An 18934-nucleotide genomic window follows, 5' to 3' on the forward strand; every position below is an offset into this window, starting at 1 on the left:
CTCACCCTCCGATCTTCAGTTTTCTCAGAAGCCGCTTCGTCGGCAGTCCGTCCTGACTCCAGCCTCTCGCGTGATAGTACACTTTTTTCAGTTTCTCAAGAGGAACCTTCGAGTTCGGATCGTTCGGATCCTGCAGCGTATCTGTCAGTTTTTTCGGCAGTGCGTCCTTGTTGGCGTTCACGCCGAATCTGCGGTTCACCTCGCGCTCCAGGTTAAATCCCCGCTCTCCGCAGCGGATATACTGACCAAAGGTCATCTTCATCCCCGTCGTGTATTCAAAGCCTTTCGTGTGGTGGAACACCGGCAGGTGGAAACAGGCGATCTCCGGATATTTGTTGATAATCCTCACAGCCGGACCGGTGTACGGAAGCACTTTATTCACAAGCTTCGTATACCATGCGTTCGGATGGTTCATCAGCGGCGTCGGGAAAAAGGCGTAACTCGTAAAGAGACACTGTCCGGTGGCAGAGATCATTTCCATCAGATCCTGGAACAGCATGGTCAGATCCGCCTTGCTGTGATACGTCGTCTGATCCATGGAAAGCCCCAGCCCTTCCAGAATGACAAGATATCCGCCGTTTAAGTGACAGCCGCCCCGGTTGCTCGTGGCGTACCCAAGTCCCAGCCCCACTGCCTTTCTCGGCTCGTAGGCTGCCAGTTCCATGCCCTTTGCGTGGACAGCGAACTCCTTTCCGCCGTATTTGTCCGCCAGGCGCCGGCTTCCCTGAGCCAGTTCATCCCCGATACCTCTCCGGTACGCAATGTCCTCAAAGAGCTCGGAAAGCTGTTCTGTCTCAGAAAACTTCAGCCCGTTGTCCCACAGTCCTTTCTCATTTGCCTCCATTGCATAGGAGATCGTGTTCGCGCAGGAAATCGTATCCAGCCCCAGCTCATCCATCTCATAGTTCCATTTCATGATGGACTCCAGATTATCATTTAAAATTCCGCCGCCGAGAAGGACAAGTGTCTCAAGCTCCGGCCCTTTCACCTGCTGCCCGTCCACTTCCACCGTGCGGGCGCAGCGGATCGGACATGTGAGGCATCCTTTGTTTACAATATTGTATTTCTCCGCCAGTTCCTCCCCGCTCACCTTCTCAAATTCATCATACTGTCCGTATGTATAATTCTTTGTGGAAAGGATATGCTTCATCTGCATGGCACTTACAAGTCCGGCCGTGCCAAGCTTCGGGAGCTGGCTTCCTGTCAGCGGATGCTTCCGAAGGTAACGGAACCACTTCTGCGTATGTCTGACCATCTTCTCTTTGTCATATACGGGCACTTCTTTATTTCCGGACGCGCAGACTGCCTTCAGGCGCATCCATCCCATAACCGCCCCGGTGCCGCCTCTCCCTGAGACACGCTCGTTGGAGACGATGCAGGAGTAGAGCACGAGATTTTCTCCCGCCGGACCGATGCAGATCTTTCCATTCTTGCGCACCCGTCCGTTTTTCATACGCAGTTTGTCATCAAGCGCCTCCTGGGTCGCTCCTGTCTTCATTCCCCAGATGTCGTCCGCGTCATGGAAAATCACCTTGTCATTGTTGATCTCAATCCATATCGGCTTTTCAGACCTTCCTGTCAGTATGAGCGCATCCATTCCGGCTTTCTTCAGATAATAGCCGAAATGACCGCCGCAGTTGGACGACGTGATATACCCCGTCTGGGGCGACAGCGTGGAAATGTTAAAGCGGCTGGAGCTCGGCGCTCCGGAACCGGTCAGCGGACCGGTCGTGACAACAAGAAGATTCTCCTCCGAAAATGCCTTCTCCTTCCCGGTCAGATGATCGCCGAGTATTTTCGCTGCCATTGTCTTTCCGCCGATAAACAGCCTTCTCTCCTCATCGGAAAACGGATACTCTGACACCTCGCGGGTCGTCAGATTGACTTTCAGAACTTTTCCCATGTAACCGCCGTATTCTGTCGCCATGACTTCACCTCCTTATTTATGATAAAAAATTATGGATCTTACGAATCTCTCCGATCTCTTCCGCTGTGTATCCGCCCAGTTCTTCAAGCTTTGCAAGGAACTCCCTGCTTCGGAGCGCCCTCAGGAACTCCTGTACAACCGGCAGATCAAGGTACTCTTCTCTTGTCACGAAGTCATACTCCTCAGACGCCGCATCCACAAAGTCCAGGCCGAGCGTCCGGGCACAGGAATAAATCCCCATTCCCACGTCCGCGTTATCCTTCTGGACAGCCACGGCCACGCTCATGTGCGTGGCGGCCTCGTGTTCATATCCTGTGATCTGCATCTTCGGTATCCCTTCCTTTTTCAGCAGATAGTCAAAGAGCACCCGGGTTCCTGCGCCCTTCTGCCGGTTGATATACCGCACCTCCGGAGTCAGATCCGCCACAGTGCGGATATTCAGAGGATTCCCTTTTTTTACAATAAATCCCTGTCTGCGTCGCACGCCCTTGATCAGAACGATTTTTTCTCCCGGAAACATCTCCCGGATCACAGCCTCATTGTATGTTCCGTCTTCCTCGCAGAGAAGATGAGACGGCGCAATATGCGTCTCCCGCCTCTTCAGGGCGATCAGCCCGGACATGGAACCCATGTGTGTGGATGATAGCCGCATCCCGCTTTGTGATTCCATCATCAGGTCGTTTAACACATCGAGGATGATATCGTGACTTCCGATTACAACCAGCGTTCTGCCGATCTGCTCCGGCTTTTCCAGAAGGCGGATCTCCGCCTCCTCATGGGCCATGATGCCCTCGCTGTTTTTCGGGATCACACAGAAACCGTCCGCTTTCACAAGCGACATGGACGCGCCCGCGCCCCGTCCAAGCGGCGCCGCGATCATCTCTCCGTCCACCAGCCCCAGCTTCACCCGCACATACTCCTCATATTTCAGGCCGGACATGACAGTCTTTGTCAGCTTCGCCCGGATCTTCTCCTCCGCTCTGCCGCCGCTTAAAAGAAAGCGGTTCATGACCGGAACGACAAACTCCCTGAATGCCAGGTAGGCTGACACCGAGTACCCGGGAAGCCCGATCACCGGTTTTCCTTTCACAATCCCAAGTATCACCGGTTTCCCCGGCTTTATACTCACGCCGTGGGTGAGCACGGTCCCCAGCTTTCTTAAGACATGGACCGTATAGTCGTCCCGTCCGGCGCTTGATCCGGCGTTGACAATGACAATGTCGCACTCCCGCACTGCCCGAAGCACTGCCTCTTCCAGAAGCTCCGGCCTGTCCGGCACGATGTCATACCGTTTTCCGATGCCGCCGTTTTCTCTCACCAGTCCGTCAAACATCCATGAATTTGTCTCCGCGATCCGTCCGTCCTCAGGCCCGGTGTCCGGTACGTCCGCAATGTCCGTCATCTCATCGCCGGTCGGTATGATTCCCACGGCCGGTTTCTTACGGACAGGGATCGTGCGTACTCCGGCGGAGAGCATGGCCGATATGTCCACCGCGCGGATCTCATGGCCAGACGGCAGTATCATCTCCCCTGCCACAATATCCTCACCGACAGCTCTCACATTGGCAAACGGCGGGACTGCGGAAATGATCTCATACCCGTCCCCGCTCTCCGTCTCGATCAGCTCCTCCGCCATGATGACAGCGTCATAAGGCGGGAGTATCATATCACCCGTGTCCACATCCAGATAATCCTCTCCCTCTCTTAACAGAAGCGGATTCTTTTCGGAAGCCCCTTTTGTCCGGGAACTGACAACTGCAATCCCGTCCATCGCGCAGGAGTTGTAAGAGGGGCTGGACCATCGGGCAAAAACAGCCTCCGCGGCAGTTCTTCCCAGACTTTCCGTCACGGAAACCATCTCGCTTTCTGTCTGTATTTCTCCCAGTGCGTCCAGATAGTTCTCCAGTGCAGCTTCCTTATCCTGCACATTCAGATACAGATTTCTTTTCATAAAAGTTCCGCCCAGATCCTTTCTCCTTTTCTGATCCCTTCCCTGTCTCTGGGGATCATGACAAACGCATCCGCTTCTGACAGTGCGGAAATGCTCCCGGATTTCGCATACACCGGTGCCGCCTCGTATCCGTCTGCTGTTCTGATCAGTCTCACCGGAAGGCATGTTTCCCTTCCCTGATTGCTTGAGACATTGCTTCCCATGACAGCAGGAATGAGAAAAGGTTCTTTCGCCCCGGTTTTCATCCGGTACCAGTGCGCAATCACAAGGCGGAACACGAGCAGCGCCGCCATCGGATGTCCGGGCAGTCCCGCGATCACTGTGCGCCGCGCTCTGTCATAGGCGAGAATTGTCGGTTTTCCCGGCTTAAGCGCAATTCCGTGGGTAAATACGTTTCCGGTCACATCTTCCAGCACCTCTTTCGTATAGTCCCGGTTTCCCTTTGAGCTTCCGCCCGAGATAAGGACGATGTCGCTTTTCTCCGAGGCAGTCTGTACAGCCCGGCGTATTTCCGCTTCATCATCCGCCGTCCTTATCTTATTCAGCACCGTCATACCTGACTCTTCGGCTGCCGCGGACAATGTATATGTGTTGATGTCACGGATCTTTCCCGCTGTAAGCGGTTCGCCCTCACCGGCCAGCTCGTCTCCGGTAGAGATCACCGTCACAGAGGGCCTCTCATAAACCCGGATCTTCCGGATTCCAAGCCCCGCCATCATACCGGTCTCGGCGGTCCCGATCTTCTGACCGCGGCGGATAATACACTCCCCGGCCCGGATGTCCTCGCCTCTTCGCATCACATTTTCTCCGGAGCTGACCGGGCGGCAGCAGATGATCTGCCCCGGAGCGTACTCCTCTGTGTATTCCGCCATCACCGCAGCGTCCGCTCCTTCCGGGATCATGGAACCGGTCTGCACCCGCACCGCTTCCCCCTCTCCCGGACTGATCTCTGCCGCCTCCTCGATCCCTATCTGCCCGCATACATGCAGAAAGACCGGGGAAGATTCCCCGGCTCCGTAACTTTCCTGCGCCGCCAGGGCATAGCCGTCCACAGTAGACCGGTCAAAAGGCGGCATATCTTCCGGGGAAAACACATCCTCCGCACAGATAAATCCGCAGGATTCCTCCATATCCATAACGCATGTCCTGAATTTCATCTCCTCCGTCTCTGTCCGAAGCTTTTCCCGTACCTCCTCAAGCGTATCCGTGTTCAGCAGTTTCATATCCGATCAGCGGCTTCCTTTCCCTTCTTGTCCTAAATCAATTATAACTCTGTATTCCTGCAGTATCAACAGCCGGAATTCCGATTCTCAAGCACAAATTTCCGGAAACGGTCCGCCGCGGGAGGAAGATAGACATTGTTATTGCTCACCATGAAAAATTCTCTCCGGTACGGCGGATTGCTTATCCTGATAACTGAGAGATCCAGTTTCTCCAGAAGATCCATATAAGGAACAATTGCGATTCCGAAACCGTTTGCCACCAGGCCCGCGATCACCTGGTCTTCTTCTGTCTCACACGCGATCTTCGGTTTCGCTCCGATCGCTTCATACAGGCTGTCGATCAGGCTGCGTATTCCCGGAGCTTCCGAGAAATACACCATCGGATAAGGCAGCGTCTCTCTCAGATCCACACTGTGTTTTTCTGAAAGCGGATGGGATTTCGGAACAATCAGCACAAGATCCCCATGCTCTACCGGAACCGCGGTAAACGGTGCGTCAGCCGGAGGTTCCGAACAGAATACAAGATCATAAGACTGGTGAAACAGTCCGTCCAGAAGCGCCTGCGTCCTGTCGCTGTGGAAAGAAAAACGGATCTCCCTGTCCGGATTTTCCTCGAGAAAACGTGCCGCAAGGTGCGGGATATAACCTGTCCCAAGTGCGCGCACAAAACCAAGACGGATCAGTCCCTCGCCTCTTGCACTTCTCTTAAGTGAGCTGACTCCGTCATCCAGTGTGGAAAGCGCACGTCTTGAATAGGCCAGAAACTCTTCCCCGAACCTGGTAAGCTCGGTGTTTCTCCCCGTCTTTTCAAAAAGCTGAACGCCAAGCTCCGCCTCCAGCTGCCGGATGGCATGGCTCAAACTGGGCTGGGAGATGCAGAGCTGTTCAGCCGCCTTCGTATAATGCTGTACTTCGGCCAGTTTTACAAAATATCTCAAATAATCTAAATTCAAATCGCCGGCTCCTTTCTGTCAGAATCTCGCGGTGTCCTTTAGAAGCAGTATAACACTTATTATAGATAAAAACTATTATTTTATAGAAACTATTCATTTGTTCTTTTGTCATCTCTGTACTACACTATAAAAGCAGCCGCTCATACAAAACGGACATCTGTAATCCGTAATATACTGCGGGCTGCCCCTTATACACTGACGTTATCATAACAAAAAGGAGTTTCTGTCATTATGGAAAATACATTTGCTTCCGTCGCAGCTGAATCAAATTCCCCATCTCTGCCGCGCGGCGTACTGATGCTCGCCACCGCCGTCGCAGTCAATTCGTTCGGCGTCGTTCTCATGCTGTATTCCGGTTCCGGGATCTCTGCAATTTCAAGCGTGCCATATGCTTTTTCAGAGGCATTCCCTTTTCTGACTCTTGGAATGTGGACCTATCTGTTTCAGGGACTTCTCGTCGCATCCCTGATGATTCTCCGGCGCCGTTTTGTGGGGACATATCTGTTCAGTTTTGCTGTGGGTTTTGTTTTCAGCGAATTGCTGGATATCCATGAAATGTGGATTCAGATTCTGCCCGGCTCACTTGCCTGGCGTATTGTATATTTTTTCATAAGTTACCTGCTCATCTGCATCGGCATCGCACTCTCCAACCGGTGCGGGCTGCCGATCGTGCCGACGGATCTTTTTCCGAGGGAGCTCTCGCAGATCACAGGCATCCGCTATTCCAGAATCAAAATCGGTTTTGACGCTTCCTGCCTTATCGTCACTGCAGCGCTGACCTGGATCTGTCTCGGCCACCTCGACGGGCTTGGCATCGGGACAGTCCTGGCAGCGCTGACAATGGGAAAAGCGATCGGGGCTATTGGGCGGATGATGGATTGACTAGATCCGCAATCGTGACACTGTCAAAATATTCATTCGTTATTTCATAAAACTTCTTCCACATCGGAATCGTCTTGCAGTATGCCTCTCTGGAGCATGGCTCTGCGCCGCATTCCAGGCAGGCTACCGGAGCGAGATCTCCTTCTGCCAGGCGCAGTATTTCTCCGGCTGTGTACTCTTCCGGCCGTCTGCTTAAGCGATATCCGCCGCCCTTTCCATGTACGCCTTCTACAAGTCCGCTTTTCGAGAGCGCGGGCATAATCCTTTCCAGATATTTTAAGGAAATGCCCTGTCGCTCTGCTACTTCTTTCATTGGAGTGTATCCTTCATCTGCATGCTCCGCAAGATCTATCATTACGCGGAGCGCATATCTGCCTCTTGTTGAAATCATGATTTCCCGCCCCCTCACTTCACTGCTTTTTACAATCCGACGCTTTACGCAAACATGGGCGTCGACAGATATCTGTCTCCAGTATCCGGCAGAAGGACAACGATTGTCTTTCCTTCATTTTCCATTCTCTTCGCAAGCTCGACAGCCGCCCAGACCGCCGCGCCGGAGGATATGCCGACAAGGATTCCCTCTTTTCTGCCAATCAGTCTTCCGGTCTCAAATGCATCCTGATCTTCTACCGTAATAATTTCGTCATAAACGCTGGTGTTCAGCACATCCGGTACAAATCCCGCGCCGATCCCCTGAATCTTATGAGGCCCTGCCGTTCCCGCAGACAGCACCGCGGAGGCAGCAGGCTCTACCGCTACGATCCGGACATCCGGCTTCTTTTCTTTCAGATACTCACCGGTTCCGGTGATCGTTCCGCCGGTTCCTACTCCGGCCACGAATATATCAATTTCGCCGTCCGTGTCTTCATAAATTTCCGGACCGGTGCTCTCCCGGTGGGCTTTCGGATTCGACTCATTCACAAACTGTCCCGGAAGAAAGCTTCCCGGAATCTCAGCAGCCAGTTCTTCTGCCTTTGCGATCGCTCCCTTCATTCCCTTCACACCTTCTGTAAGCACAAGCTCCGCTCCATAGGCTTTCATAATCTGGCGCCGCTCCACGGACATCGTTTCCGGCATGACAATAATGATCCGGTATCCTCTTGCAGCTGCCACAGATGCCAGACCGATCCCTGTATTTCCGGAAGTCGGCTCTATGATTACAGCACCTGGTTTCAACCGTCCGGACCGCTCCGCATCGTCGATCATCGCTCTGGCAATCCGGTCCTTGACCGATCCGGCCGGGTTAAAGTATTCCAGCTTCGCAAGTATACGCGCTTTCAGCTGAAATTCCTCCTCGATGTGTGTAAGCTCCAGAAGCGGAGTTTTTCCTATTAACTGGTCAGCAGATGTAAATATATTGCTCATAATTATCTTTCCTTTCTCTGTTATATGAATGGCTGATAAGAATTACTGAAATAGCCTCTTGTTTATACCTATTGTTTTGGTAGGTATATTTATACCACTAATTCCCTACTATGTCAATAGGTAATTCGCAATAGTAAAGTGAACGCTTTTAATTGCATCAATCGGGCAGTTTAGTATAAAAATCTGTCCGCCACTTTTTTAATCACCTGTTATGAAGCAACCTCCTGTAAAGAACTAATACAGGTCAATGGTCCGCCGTCAATCTTGCCGTCTCCTAGCGTGAATCAAAATATATACATATAATGTCAACAGAGGTGAATCGCAAATAATTCAAACATTAAAATGCACCACCCCCTGCCTCTGTATCCAGTGTCAGTCTTTCCTGCAGATGAAATCTGAGTTATTCAAATTCATCTGAGTAGCAGAAGAACCTCCACGAACAGGAGCAGGAGTGTACCCGCACAGAAGCGGTACACAAGGTTCTTGTCGCTGGCTCTGATACACTTTCCCTTGTATTTGTATAGGTTCATAAACACCCCTTTCTGGATATGGAAAAAGCGGTCAATCGCATAGACTAACCGCTTGATTACTTATTTCTGATTTTCTACTATTTGTCCCCTGCTGATATGTGAGTCTGCTTTTGAGGTTGTATAATTGATTATCTTTGTGAACCAAATCGGCAGGCTTGCGGAAAAAAGAAAACTCTTTCCCTGCTGTACTTGAAAATGTATATGCGGTTCGCTTGTGTTACCGCTATTGCCACAGCAGGCAATCTGCTGTCCCCGACATACTTTATCGCCTACATTTACACAAAAGCTGTCTTTTTTAATATGTGCTATGGTACTATATTCATGCTTTGCGTGCTGAATAACGATATAATTTCCTCTTACGTCAGAAGCACTACATAATACCTCTTGCTCCTCTGGGATAGAAGTATCTTCAAAAAGATTTTTGATTTCAACCACTATGCCGTCAGCAGGAGATAAAACAGGTTTTCCGTAGCAGAAATAGTCAGATACGGATTTCCCGTTCCCATGAAATGTTTTTCCATTTTCCTCAACGAAAAAATCATACGCATATCGTTGATTGCAGATAGACCAAGAATGGGAAGTTTCTCTATTTATTCCGCCATTTGCCACAGTCCAGCACCCCGAAAATGGAAGACTATATAAAGTCTGTGGTTTATAATTACGGATATTAGGCAGAAAAAACAAGTTTCGTACATATATCACGGGTATTCCAATCAGCATACCTATATTCTGAGACAAGAATTTCAAGGCGATTGCTGTTTCATCTGTGCTTTCTGTCCGTATCACAATAATAAAAGATAGAACAAAATCCACAATCGCCAGCAGAAAAAACAGATAGAATAACCTCAACACCGGAATATCAAGAAATGTTCCAAGAAAACCTATCAATCCTAGCCAATACATCTTTTTTATGATTTTTGCGAAAGTTTCCACTAATTATCATCACTCCTATATTGTTTCGTTCTCATTATATAGGAGCTTGAAAGGGCAGGCAATACATATCAGCTTTTATCTGTTTATTTTTCAGCACAATGTCGTCTGCCTTGATGTACCACTCCACGTCTGCCCCTCGGTAGTTGGCATTTGTTCATCAGTCTTTAATCTCCTGTAATCTTTCATGATATATAACTGGAATTCAGGAGAAATCCATGTTGCGAAAGACATAGCAATATCGCTATGGGCATATGTTCCGCCATAACGTCCTGCTTTTGAGACAATACCAATAGCGTTCATCTGAGTAATCCACTTTGTCGGGGTCATAACAAAACGATTTAGTCCAGCCTCATTTTTAACCGCCTCGAATTGCACACGGTTAAAATCTGGATTATGCAATTCTTCCCAAACGCCTAAAAATTCTATCGTGTTACGATTACGCATCCAGTTTTGAATCACAAATCTTGGGTCATCTTCATTTCTATATTTTGCAATATCCGTTAATGAAATAAATTCATTTTCCAGTTCTTCTTCATCTTCCCATATTTTTTCATCACATGTAAAATCCAGGGAATAATCTAACAATTGATAACACTATCTGGTGATTTGTGGGATAAAAGGCACACAGTCTCCACATGCACCGTCATCGGGAACTGGTCCACCGCCCGCACTCTCTTCAGCTCATACCCGTTCCCGCACAGCATCTTCAGATCTCTGGCCAGTGTCGCGGAATCGCAGCTCACATACACAACCTTCTCCGGCTTCATCTTCACGATCGTGTCAAGCAGCGCCTCGTCGCATCCTTTTCGCGGCGGGTCGACCACGATCACATCCGCATGCGCCATATCATCCGCATTATCCGCATCATCCGCCGCTGCGGCGTTTTCTCCGTGGGCCGCATAATACTTCGGCAGCACTTCCTCTGCCTTTCCCACAAAGAACTCCGCGTTTTCAATGCCGTTGATGTGCGCGTTCCTCCGGGCGTCATCGATAGCCTGGGGAACAATCTCGACACCATACACACTCTTTGCTTTCTGGGCGAGGAAGAGTGTGATCGTCCCGATCCCGCAGTACAGATCCCACACCGTCTCTTTTCCTGTCAGCTCTGCATACTCAAGGGCAGTCGAATAAAGTTTTTCCGTCTGGGCCGGATTCACCTGATAGAAAGACAGCGGGGAGATCTGATATCGAATCCCGCCGATCGTATCCGTGATATATCCCTGGCCCCAGAGCACTTCGTACGTCTTTCCCATAATCACATTCGTGCGCTCTGTATTCGGACTTATGGAAATGCTCGTCATTCCTTCCAGAGTGCAGAGCTTTTCCGTCAGTTTCTCCGCATGGGAAAGGTCTTTCGCAGTCCCGTTCACTACGAGACAGACCATGATCTCCCCGGTCTGGAATCCATACCGGATCAGCGCATGCCGGATAAGCCCCTTCCCGCTCTTCTCGTCATAAGGCGAGACACCGTATTGCTCCATATATTCCAGAATGATCTCAAGGATTTTTCTGTTTACAGGCACACCGAGGGCACAGTCCGTATTCGCAATGATATCGTGCGTGCGCCCTGCATAAAATCCGGTCACTGTATTGCCGTTCCGGTCTTTTCCGAACGGGAACTGTGCTTTGTTCCGGTAGCCGAACGGATTCTCCATTCCCAGAATGGGCTCCATAACCTGATCGAGAAGTTCGCCGTCAAACCCGCCGATCCTTTCCAGATTCCCCCTGACTTTCTGCTCTTTGAATGCCAGCTGCCTTTCGTAGGACATCTCCTGAATCTGGCATCCCCCGCACTTCCTTGCAAACGGGCACACAGGCTCCACACGGTCCGGCGATGGCTCGATGATTTTCATAAGCCTGGCATACCCGTAGTTTTTCTTCGCCTTCATAACCTTTGCTTCCACCGTATCTCCGATGACCGCGTCTTTGATAAAAAGCGTATATCCGTCTACTTTTCCGATCCCCTCTCCGTTCACTCCAATATCCGTAATCGCAGTCACTGCCGTATCATTTTTCTGCATCTGCTCTGCCACCTCACTTCTATCCTCCTCGCCTGTACAAAAAAGAAATCACCGGAAGTGCCAAAAGGCACATTCCGGGATTGTAAGCGGTCGCCAAGGTCTCGGTCAAGCCCGGACTTTGGCTCGTCGCCTGTACAAAAAGGGACGCACCGCCCGCGCGCAAGCGCCGCTCTGTGCGTCCCCGCTGTCCTGTTTTTTTAAATCGACGTTCTTCTTAAGTTCGATTCAAACAGACGGTTATATCCAAGCCACTCCGTTCCTGTTTTCCCTTTGAAAATCTCTGTGAGCGTCTGCATCTTGGCGTCCGCATTGTCCGCAAGATTAAGCGCCATGGCCTCCGCAAGCGCCGGCTTCTTCGGCGACCCGTACTCCAGCTCGCCGTGGTGCGCGATGATACAGTGTTTCAGCTCATTTGCAAGACGGGGCGGAAAGTTCGGAATCGTCCGGAGCGCTTCATCCACCATCTCCACGCCGATTACGATGTGGCCGATCAGCTGGCCTTCATCAGTGTAGTCATTGTCCGGGAAAGAGGAAAGTTCTCTCGTCTTTCCGATATCATGGCAGATCGCCGCGGCAATGAGAAGATCTCTGTTCAGGATCGAATATGCGCCTGCAAAATACTCGCACATATGAACCACGCTCAGCGTGTGCTCCAGAAGTCCTCCGGAGAATCCGTGATGCACCGTCTTCGCCGCAGAATGTCCTCGGAATGTCTTTATAAAAGCTTCATCCTTCACGAAATAGTATTCCAGAAGCTGTTTTAAATGCGGATTTCCGATCTGGCGGATGTACGCCAGAAGCTCTTCGTACATCCTGTCCACATTTTTCTCCGTAGTCGGCATGTAATCTGCCGGATCATACTCGCCCTCCCCGGCTTTTCTGATCTGGCGGATGTTGATCTGAAGATTGCCGTTGTAGCTGATCACATCCCCGAACACTTCGATGAAATCTTTCTCGTCATAGTCCGAGATTCCCTGCGAGTTCGGATCCCAGACTTTTCCATCCAGTATCCCTGTTTTATCCTGCAGAAGCAGGTTGTCATACGGTTTTCCGTTTCTCGTCTCCGCAGAACGTTTTCCCTTGCACAGATAGACATTTCTGATTGTCTCGCCTTCATGTAATCCGTTAATATATCTCATGTCTTTCCTCTTTCTATTTTATTCTCTGCTGCTTTATTCTCTGCTGCCCACTGTCACAGTGTATTCCACGTCCACATACCCGCCGGCTCCAAGCCGTTTGCCCTGGAATGTCACCTGCTGACCTGCCGCAGTGTCAAGTACAGCGCTCTGGTATGTAACGATGCTGGACACACTTTCCCCTGACACCTGGCATATGATATCACCGCTCTGGATCCCCGCTGACATGGCCGGCGAATCCGGGTCTACGTCCACCACGTAGACACCCGCAGGCATTCCCTGGGATTCCTGAAGCTCGCCTGTGACTGTTATGCCGCGCACACCCACATACGGTACGCTCTGTCCGTTTGCCAGCATTTCTATAATTGTCTTCAGATCCGAAATAGCATACGCGTTTGCTGCGCTGCTGCCGCTCTGATCCCATATATCCGATGAAATCATTCCGATAACTTCCCCCGCCATGTTGAACAGTACCCCGGTACCGCCGTCACTAAGCGATATGTCTGTCGAGAGAATGTCACACTCCCCATCATAAAACGACTCTTTATACGCGGTTGAGCTGACCAGCCCGAAACTCATCCCATCTTCATATCCGAACATATTTCCCAGGGCAATCACAGAATCCCCCTGGTTCACAAGATTCGAGTTTCCAAGCACCGACACTTTGATCGAAGCCCACGTTGACTCTGAAATGCTGCTTCGCGGCACACTGAAAACAGCCAGTCCTGTATTTCTGTCTTGCATTTTGAGAGAAGCGCTTAAGCTGCTTCCGTCTGAGAAGACCACATTCCATGCGGACGCGTCCGCGCACACGGAATCATCTGAGAGAATCAGAAGTTCCTGCCCGTTGTCCGCGGTGATCACTCCTGTCGCGCCTCCGTCAATTCCGGTCATCTCTGCTGTCCAGTTTTCAGCGTCCGTCACAGGTTCTACTGATACGACACCGCGTCCTGCCTCCGCTGCAATGTCATTCAGCGCTGAAAGCATCTCGTCATAACTCTCTGCGTCCAGAACCGGATCAGCAGCCTCCGCAGCAGCGGCAGGATCTTCCTCCGCATTTTCACTCTCTGCCTCCTGCGGTTCTTCGTCCTCCGGGATCGTCACCGTCGCCGGATCTTCCTTAAACCAGTTCTGTGCCCACGGTTTAAGCGCAAAAAAGCCCACACAGGCAAACAGGCCGAGGATCACTCCGTACACTGCGACTCTGCCGATCTCTCCTATAAGCTGCTGCCTGCTGATCGGTTTCGGTTTTATTGTCTCCTGAAGAAAGGAATATTTCTTTTCCTCGGGAACTTCATCCTTACTCTGATTCTGGTCTTTCTCGTTCGGCATGGACTTATATCTCCTCCGAATTATAGTATAACCGATTCGTACCGATTGTTCAATCTTCAATCATGAAGGAAAAGCTTTTCTTTATCCCGAGAATGGAGTAAAATGTTTACAGCCCTTAAAGGGCATTATCAACACATTAGATCAGGTGGATTTATGAATCAGAAAACTTTGACAAAACTTGAATTTGACAAGATCACGGCACTCCTTGAAGAGAATGCCGGATCTTTTCGCGGCAGACAGCTCTGCCGCCGTTTAAAACCGATGACCGATCTCGAAAAGATCAATACGTATCAGGAGCAGACCGCTGCCGCCTATACACGCATCGTCAGAAAAGGGCGCATCTCCTTCTCCGACGCTTCCCCTGTGGAAGAGTCCATGAAACGTCTTGAGATCGGGGGCTCTTTGAGCATCTCCGAGCTTCTGCGCATCGCAAAGCTTCTGTCTAACACAGCCCGCGCAAAGGCCTACGGACGCCATGACACGCAGGAAGATTCTGCGGACTGTCTGGATGCATTCTTTGATCAGCTTGACCCGCTCCCCGCACTCTCCGGAGAGATCGAGCGCTGCATCATTTCCGAAGACGAGATCAGCGACGACGCCAGCAGCACGCTCAAGCACATCCGCAGAAGCATGGGTGCGATCAATGACCGGATTCACTCTACACTGAACGGGCTCGTAAACGGGTCGCTCCGCACGTATCTGCAGGATGCGATTATCACCATGCGCGGAGACCGCTACTGCATCCCTGTGAAAGCAGAGTACCGCTCTTCCGTCCAGGGACTCATTCACGATCAGTCTTCCACCGGCTCAACGCTCTTTATCGAGCCGATGGCTGTCGTAAAGCTGAACAATGACTTAAAGGAGCTGTATGCGAAAGAGCAGGAGGAGATTCAGGTGATTCTCGCCCGCTTAAGCGCGGACGCCGCACAGTATATTGAAGAGATCCGCACCGACTACCGGACGATGACCGACCTGGATTTCATTTTCGCAAGAGGAGCCCTTGCGCTCTCCATGCGCGGCAGCCGTCCGGTTCTGAACGAGGAGGGCAGGATCCACATCCGCGAGGGGCGTCATCCGCTTCTCGATCAGAAAAAAGTTGTACCCATCACGGTCTCTCTTGGGGAAGATTTTACCCTCCTTATCGTCACCGGACCGAACACCGGCGGAAAGACTGTGTCTCTAAAAACCGTGGGGCTGTTCACTCTGATGGGGCAGGCAGGGCTTCACATTCCGGCTGCCGACCGTTCCGAGCTGGCTGTCTTTCATCAGGTATATGCGGATATCGGCGACGAACAGAGCATTGAACAGAGCTTGAGTACGTTCTCGTCCCATATGACAAATATTGTTTCGTTCCTCAAAAAGGTCGACGAACACTCCCTTGTCCTCTTCGATGAGCTGGGCGCCGGAACCGACCCGACAGAGGGCGCTGCGCTGGCGACTTCGATCCTCTCCTATCTCCATCAGAGAGGCATCCGTGCCATGGCCACAACCCACTACAGCGAGCTGAAAGTATATGCTCTGTCCACCCCCGGCGTGGAGAACGCCTGCTGCGAGTTCGACGTGGAAAGCCTGAGGCCCACCTACCGTCTTCTCATCGGTATTCCCGGAAAGAGCAACGCGTTCGCCATCTCCGGCAAGCTGGGCCTTCCGGACTACATTATCGAGGACGCAAAAAAGCGCTTAAGTGAACAGGATATCTCCTTCGAGGATCTTCTGACCGACCTTGAGACGAGCAGACGCACTATCGAAAAAGAGCGGGAAGAGATCGCCGCCTACCGCCGGGAAGCGGAAGAGCTGAAGAAACAGGCGGCACAGCGCCAGGAAAAGCTGGACGCACAGCGGGATAAAATCATACGGGAAGCTAACGAAAAAGCCGCGGCCATCCTGCGCGACGCGAAAGAGGTTGCCGATGAGACAATCCGCAACTTCCACAAATTCGGCAAGGAGAACATCTCGGCCGCAGAGATGGAAAAAGAGCGCGAACGTCTCCGCAAAAAGATAAAGGATACTTCCGCCGCTTCTTCCATTCAGTCTGCGAAGCAGAAAAAGGCATACAAACCGGAAGACTTCAAGCCGGGCGAAACCGTAAAAATTCTGAGTATGAACCTGACCGGAACCGTGCGCTCCGTCCCGGACTCCCGCGGAAATGTAACCGTCCAGATGGGAATTTTAAATTCCCAGGTCAACATCTCTGATCTGGAAATCATCGACGAGGCTCCAGCCTACGCGCCGCAGAAATTGAACCGCACTTCCCGCGGAAAGATCAAGATGAGCAAATCCCTCTCCGTAAGCCCGGAGATCAATCTGCTCGGCCGGACCGTAGACGAAGCAATAGCCGAACTGGACAAATATCTGGACGACGCGCTTCTCTCTCACTTAAATACCGTCCGGATCGTACACGGGAAAGGAACGGGAGCGCTCAGGAAAGGCATTCACGAATATTTGAGACGCCAGAAACACGTAAAATCATATCACCTCGCGGAATTTGGCGAGGGAGATGCCGGAGTTACAATTGCAGAACTTGGATAAGGAGGTACCGACAATGGCATTGAAACAGAAAATTCTTATTGTGGATGATGACGAAAATATCGCGGAACTGATCTCACTCTATCTCACAAAAGAGTGTTTTGATACAAAGATTGTGTACAACGGCGAGGACGCTCTCGCAGCGTTCGAGACTTACCAGCCCAGTCTCATCCTGCTGGACCTGATGCTGCCGGGCATCGACGGCTACCAGGTATGCAGGGAGATCCGGGCACACTCTGCCACTCCGATTATCATGCTCTCCGCCAAAGGCGAAGTGTTCGACAAGGTGCTCGGTCTGGAACTCGGAGCGGACGACTATATTATGAAGCCTTTTGATTCCAAGGAAATGGTCGCCCGCGTACGCGCCGTACTCAGAAGATACCACCCGGTCAAACCGGAGCAGCCGGAAAAGGAGAAGGCAAAATGCGTGGAGTATGAAGATCTCACAATCAACCTCACAAACTATTCCGTTGTCTGCGACGGCCGCAATGTGGAAATGCCTCCGAAGGAGCTTGAGCTTCTCTACTGTCTCGCCTCCTCCCCAAACCAGGTGTTCACCCGCGAACAGCTTCTGGACCGGATCTGGGGATACGAATACATCGGCGACACACGTACCGTGGACGTCCATATCAAACGTCTCCGCGAAAAAATCAAGGATCATCCCCACTGGAGCTTAAGCACGGTGTGGGGGATCGGCTACAAATTTGAAACGAAATAATAACGACGAACAACTACCGGAGCAGCAGCATGAAAAGTATTTTGCACTTAAAATTTATCGCACTCTATATTATCTTCGGCTTTCTGTGTCTGTTTACCACGGCGACGCTTACAACGCAGCTTGTGACAAACCGTCTTATGGAAGATACCTCCCGCACGCTTTACCGGGAAGCCACGCTGATCGCAGACGATTATCTTCCGTCCTACTTTACGGATGACTCTTCCCTCTACGCGGTCCAGTCTCAGCTTGCGGCCATGCGGCTCTACCTTGAGGCATCTCTGTGGTTTGTTGACGCAGACGGAAACCTGATCACCTCGTCCAATATGGAAGGGACATCCGCCCCCGAGGCAATCGAGAACTTTGACCCGGCCGAAATCGGAGGGGACCGTTTTCTCTCCGGCACATACCACGGTTATTTCGATGAGGAAGTGATCACTGTGATGGCTCCTGTGACGCAGCGGTACTCCACCGTCGGGTATCTGCTGATTCACAGCCCGGTTTCACTGATCGAAGACCGCTGCCGCCCCATTATGATCCCTGTGTATATCTCACTTGGAGTCATATACCTGCTTTCCTTTATCTTTCTCCTGGGATTTCAGTTTTTTGTCTTCCGTCCGCTTAAGCAGATCACAGAAGCAGCAAGGCAGTACGCTCTCGGCAACCTGGATTATGAGATTCCTGTCTACACTCACGACGAGATGGGGCATCTCTCCGCATCACTGAATTACATGGCAGCGCAGTTAAAGGACATGGACGACTATCAGAAAAAAATCGTGGCCAATGTTTCCCACGATTTCCGCTCCCCGCTCACCTCCATGAAGGGGTACGTGGAAGCCATGGCCGACGGTACGATTCCGCCGGAGCTGTACGGAAAATATTTAAAGATCATTCTTTTCGAGACAGAGCGGCTTACCGACCTGACCGGCGATCTTCTCACTCTGAATGAGTTCGACACAAAAGAGCTGCTCCTTGACAAAGCGGAATTTGATATCCAGGAAGTGATCAAGGGAACCGCAGAATCATTTGAAGCGGTGTGTACTCCGAAACATATCTCCATCGAGCTTCTTCTCATGCCCGGCAAAGTGATCGTGTACGCTGACAGGAGGAAGATCCAGCAGGTTCTCTATAACCTGCTCGACAACGCGATCAAATTCAGCGACAATGAGTCTTCCATTACAGTTGAGGTAAGTCTGCGCAGCGACAAGGCTTTTATCTCCGTAAGAGATCACGGCATCGGCATTCCGAGAAAAGAGCAGAACAAGATATGGGAGCGCTTCTACAAATCCGATCTGTCCCGCGGAAAAGACAAAAAAGGGACAGGCCTTGGCCTGTCCATTGTCAAAGAAATTATTCAGGCTCATGACGAACATATCAACGTCATAAGCACGGAAGGAGTCGGAACCGAGTTCATCTTCTCCCTGCCATTTATTGAGTAAA

The 18934-nt window shown here is 51.1% G+C and carries 15 protein-coding genes; 4 read left to right on the forward strand and 11 right to left on the reverse strand.

The window, feature by feature from the left end:
- Window position 1: 1 nt before the first annotated feature.
- The 4 genes from LKD70_RS00100 to LKD70_RS00115 form a co-directional block, all read right to left on the reverse strand.
- Window positions 2-1927, reverse strand: coding sequence for an aldehyde ferredoxin oxidoreductase family protein (locus LKD70_RS00100; protein ID WP_227706035.1), 1926 nt, complete (start codon window positions 1925-1927; stop codon window positions 2-4).
- A 16-nt stretch (window positions 1928-1943) separates the two neighbouring features.
- On the reverse strand, window positions 1944-3878 hold the full coding sequence (locus LKD70_RS00105) for a molybdopterin biosynthesis protein (protein WP_227706036.1): 1935 nt from the start codon (window positions 3876-3878) through the stop codon (window positions 1944-1946).
- Entirely contained in the window at window positions 3875-5101 is a 1227-nt protein-coding gene (locus LKD70_RS00110; protein ID WP_227706037.1) for a molybdopterin molybdotransferase MoeA, read from the reverse strand. The genes LKD70_RS00105 and LKD70_RS00110 overlap by 4 nt, the downstream gene beginning before the upstream one ends.
- A 65-nt stretch (window positions 5102-5166) precedes the next feature.
- Window positions 5167-6054: a LysR family transcriptional regulator gene (locus LKD70_RS00115; protein ID WP_227706038.1), complete on the reverse strand. Its 888-nt coding sequence runs from the start codon at window positions 6052-6054 to the stop codon at window positions 5167-5169.
- A 231-nt stretch (window positions 6055-6285) separates the two neighbouring features.
- On the opposite strand from LKD70_RS00115, the gene LKD70_RS00120 reads away from it, so the two are divergent.
- Window positions 6286-6936 carry a DUF6198 family protein gene (locus LKD70_RS00120; protein WP_227706039.1) on the forward strand — a complete coding sequence of 217 codons (651 nt, stop codon included), beginning with the start codon at window positions 6286-6288 and terminating at the stop codon, window positions 6934-6936.
- On the opposite strand, the gene LKD70_RS00125 is transcribed toward LKD70_RS00120, so the two are convergent.
- The 7 genes from LKD70_RS00125 to LKD70_RS00160 form a co-directional block, all read right to left on the reverse strand.
- Window positions 6914-7330, reverse strand: a complete 417-nt coding sequence (locus tag LKD70_RS00125; RefSeq protein ID WP_407690872.1) for an RrF2 family transcriptional regulator — start codon at window positions 7328-7330, stop codon at window positions 6914-6916. The genes LKD70_RS00120 and LKD70_RS00125 overlap by 23 nt on opposite strands.
- A 41-nt stretch (window positions 7331-7371) precedes the next feature.
- Window positions 7372-8301: a cysteine synthase A gene (cysK, locus tag LKD70_RS00130; protein ID WP_227706041.1), complete on the reverse strand. Its 930-nt coding sequence runs from the start codon at window positions 8299-8301 to the stop codon at window positions 7372-7374.
- A gap of 590 nt (window positions 8302-8891) precedes the next feature.
- Window positions 8892-9764 carry a M23 family metallopeptidase gene (locus tag LKD70_RS00140; protein WP_227706042.1) on the reverse strand — a complete coding sequence of 291 codons (873 nt, stop codon included), beginning with the start codon at window positions 9762-9764 and terminating at the stop codon, window positions 8892-8894.
- Between the two features lie 90 nt (window positions 9765-9854).
- Window positions 9855-10349: a KilA-N domain-containing protein gene (locus tag LKD70_RS00145; protein WP_227706043.1), complete on the reverse strand. Its 495-nt coding sequence runs from the start codon at window positions 10347-10349 to the stop codon at window positions 9855-9857.
- Window positions 10343-11785 carry a 23S rRNA (uracil(1939)-C(5))-methyltransferase RlmD gene (gene rlmD, locus LKD70_RS00150; protein ID WP_227706229.1) on the reverse strand — a complete coding sequence of 481 codons (1443 nt, stop codon included), beginning with the start codon at window positions 11783-11785 and terminating at the stop codon, window positions 10343-10345. Before rlmD ends, LKD70_RS00145 begins: the two co-directional genes overlap by 7 nt.
- 197 nt (window positions 11786-11982) lie before the next feature.
- Window positions 11983-12924: a 3'-5' exoribonuclease YhaM family protein gene (locus LKD70_RS00155; protein ID WP_227706044.1), complete on the reverse strand. Its 942-nt coding sequence runs from the start codon at window positions 12922-12924 to the stop codon at window positions 11983-11985.
- A 33-nt stretch (window positions 12925-12957) separates the two neighbouring features.
- Window positions 12958-14253 carry a S1C family serine protease gene (locus tag LKD70_RS00160; RefSeq protein WP_227706045.1) on the reverse strand — a complete coding sequence of 432 codons (1296 nt, stop codon included), beginning with the start codon at window positions 14251-14253 and terminating at the stop codon, window positions 12958-12960.
- A 153-nt stretch (window positions 14254-14406) separates the two neighbouring features.
- Between LKD70_RS00160 and LKD70_RS00165 the strand changes: the two genes are divergently transcribed.
- From LKD70_RS00165 to LKD70_RS00175, 3 genes are read left to right on the forward strand one after another with little or no spacing between them, the layout of a single operon-like run.
- A complete protein-coding gene (locus LKD70_RS00165) occupies window positions 14407-16782 on the forward strand; it encodes an endonuclease MutS2 (RefSeq protein ID WP_227706046.1) in 2376 nt (791 codons plus the stop codon).
- A 13-nt stretch (window positions 16783-16795) separates the two neighbouring features.
- Window positions 16796-17497 carry a response regulator transcription factor gene (locus LKD70_RS00170; protein ID WP_227706047.1) on the forward strand — a complete coding sequence of 234 codons (702 nt, stop codon included), beginning with the start codon at window positions 16796-16798 and terminating at the stop codon, window positions 17495-17497.
- Between the two features lie 29 nt (window positions 17498-17526).
- Entirely contained in the window at window positions 17527-18933 is a 1407-nt protein-coding gene (locus LKD70_RS00175; protein ID WP_227706048.1) for a sensor histidine kinase, read from the forward strand.
- Window position 18934 lies beyond the last annotated feature (1 nt).

Origin of the sequence: Ruminococcus turbiniformis (assembly GCF_020687545.1) — a bacterium.
GTDB classification, from domain to species: domain Bacteria; phylum Bacillota; class Clostridia; order Lachnospirales; family Lachnospiraceae; genus Mediterraneibacter; species Mediterraneibacter turbiniformis.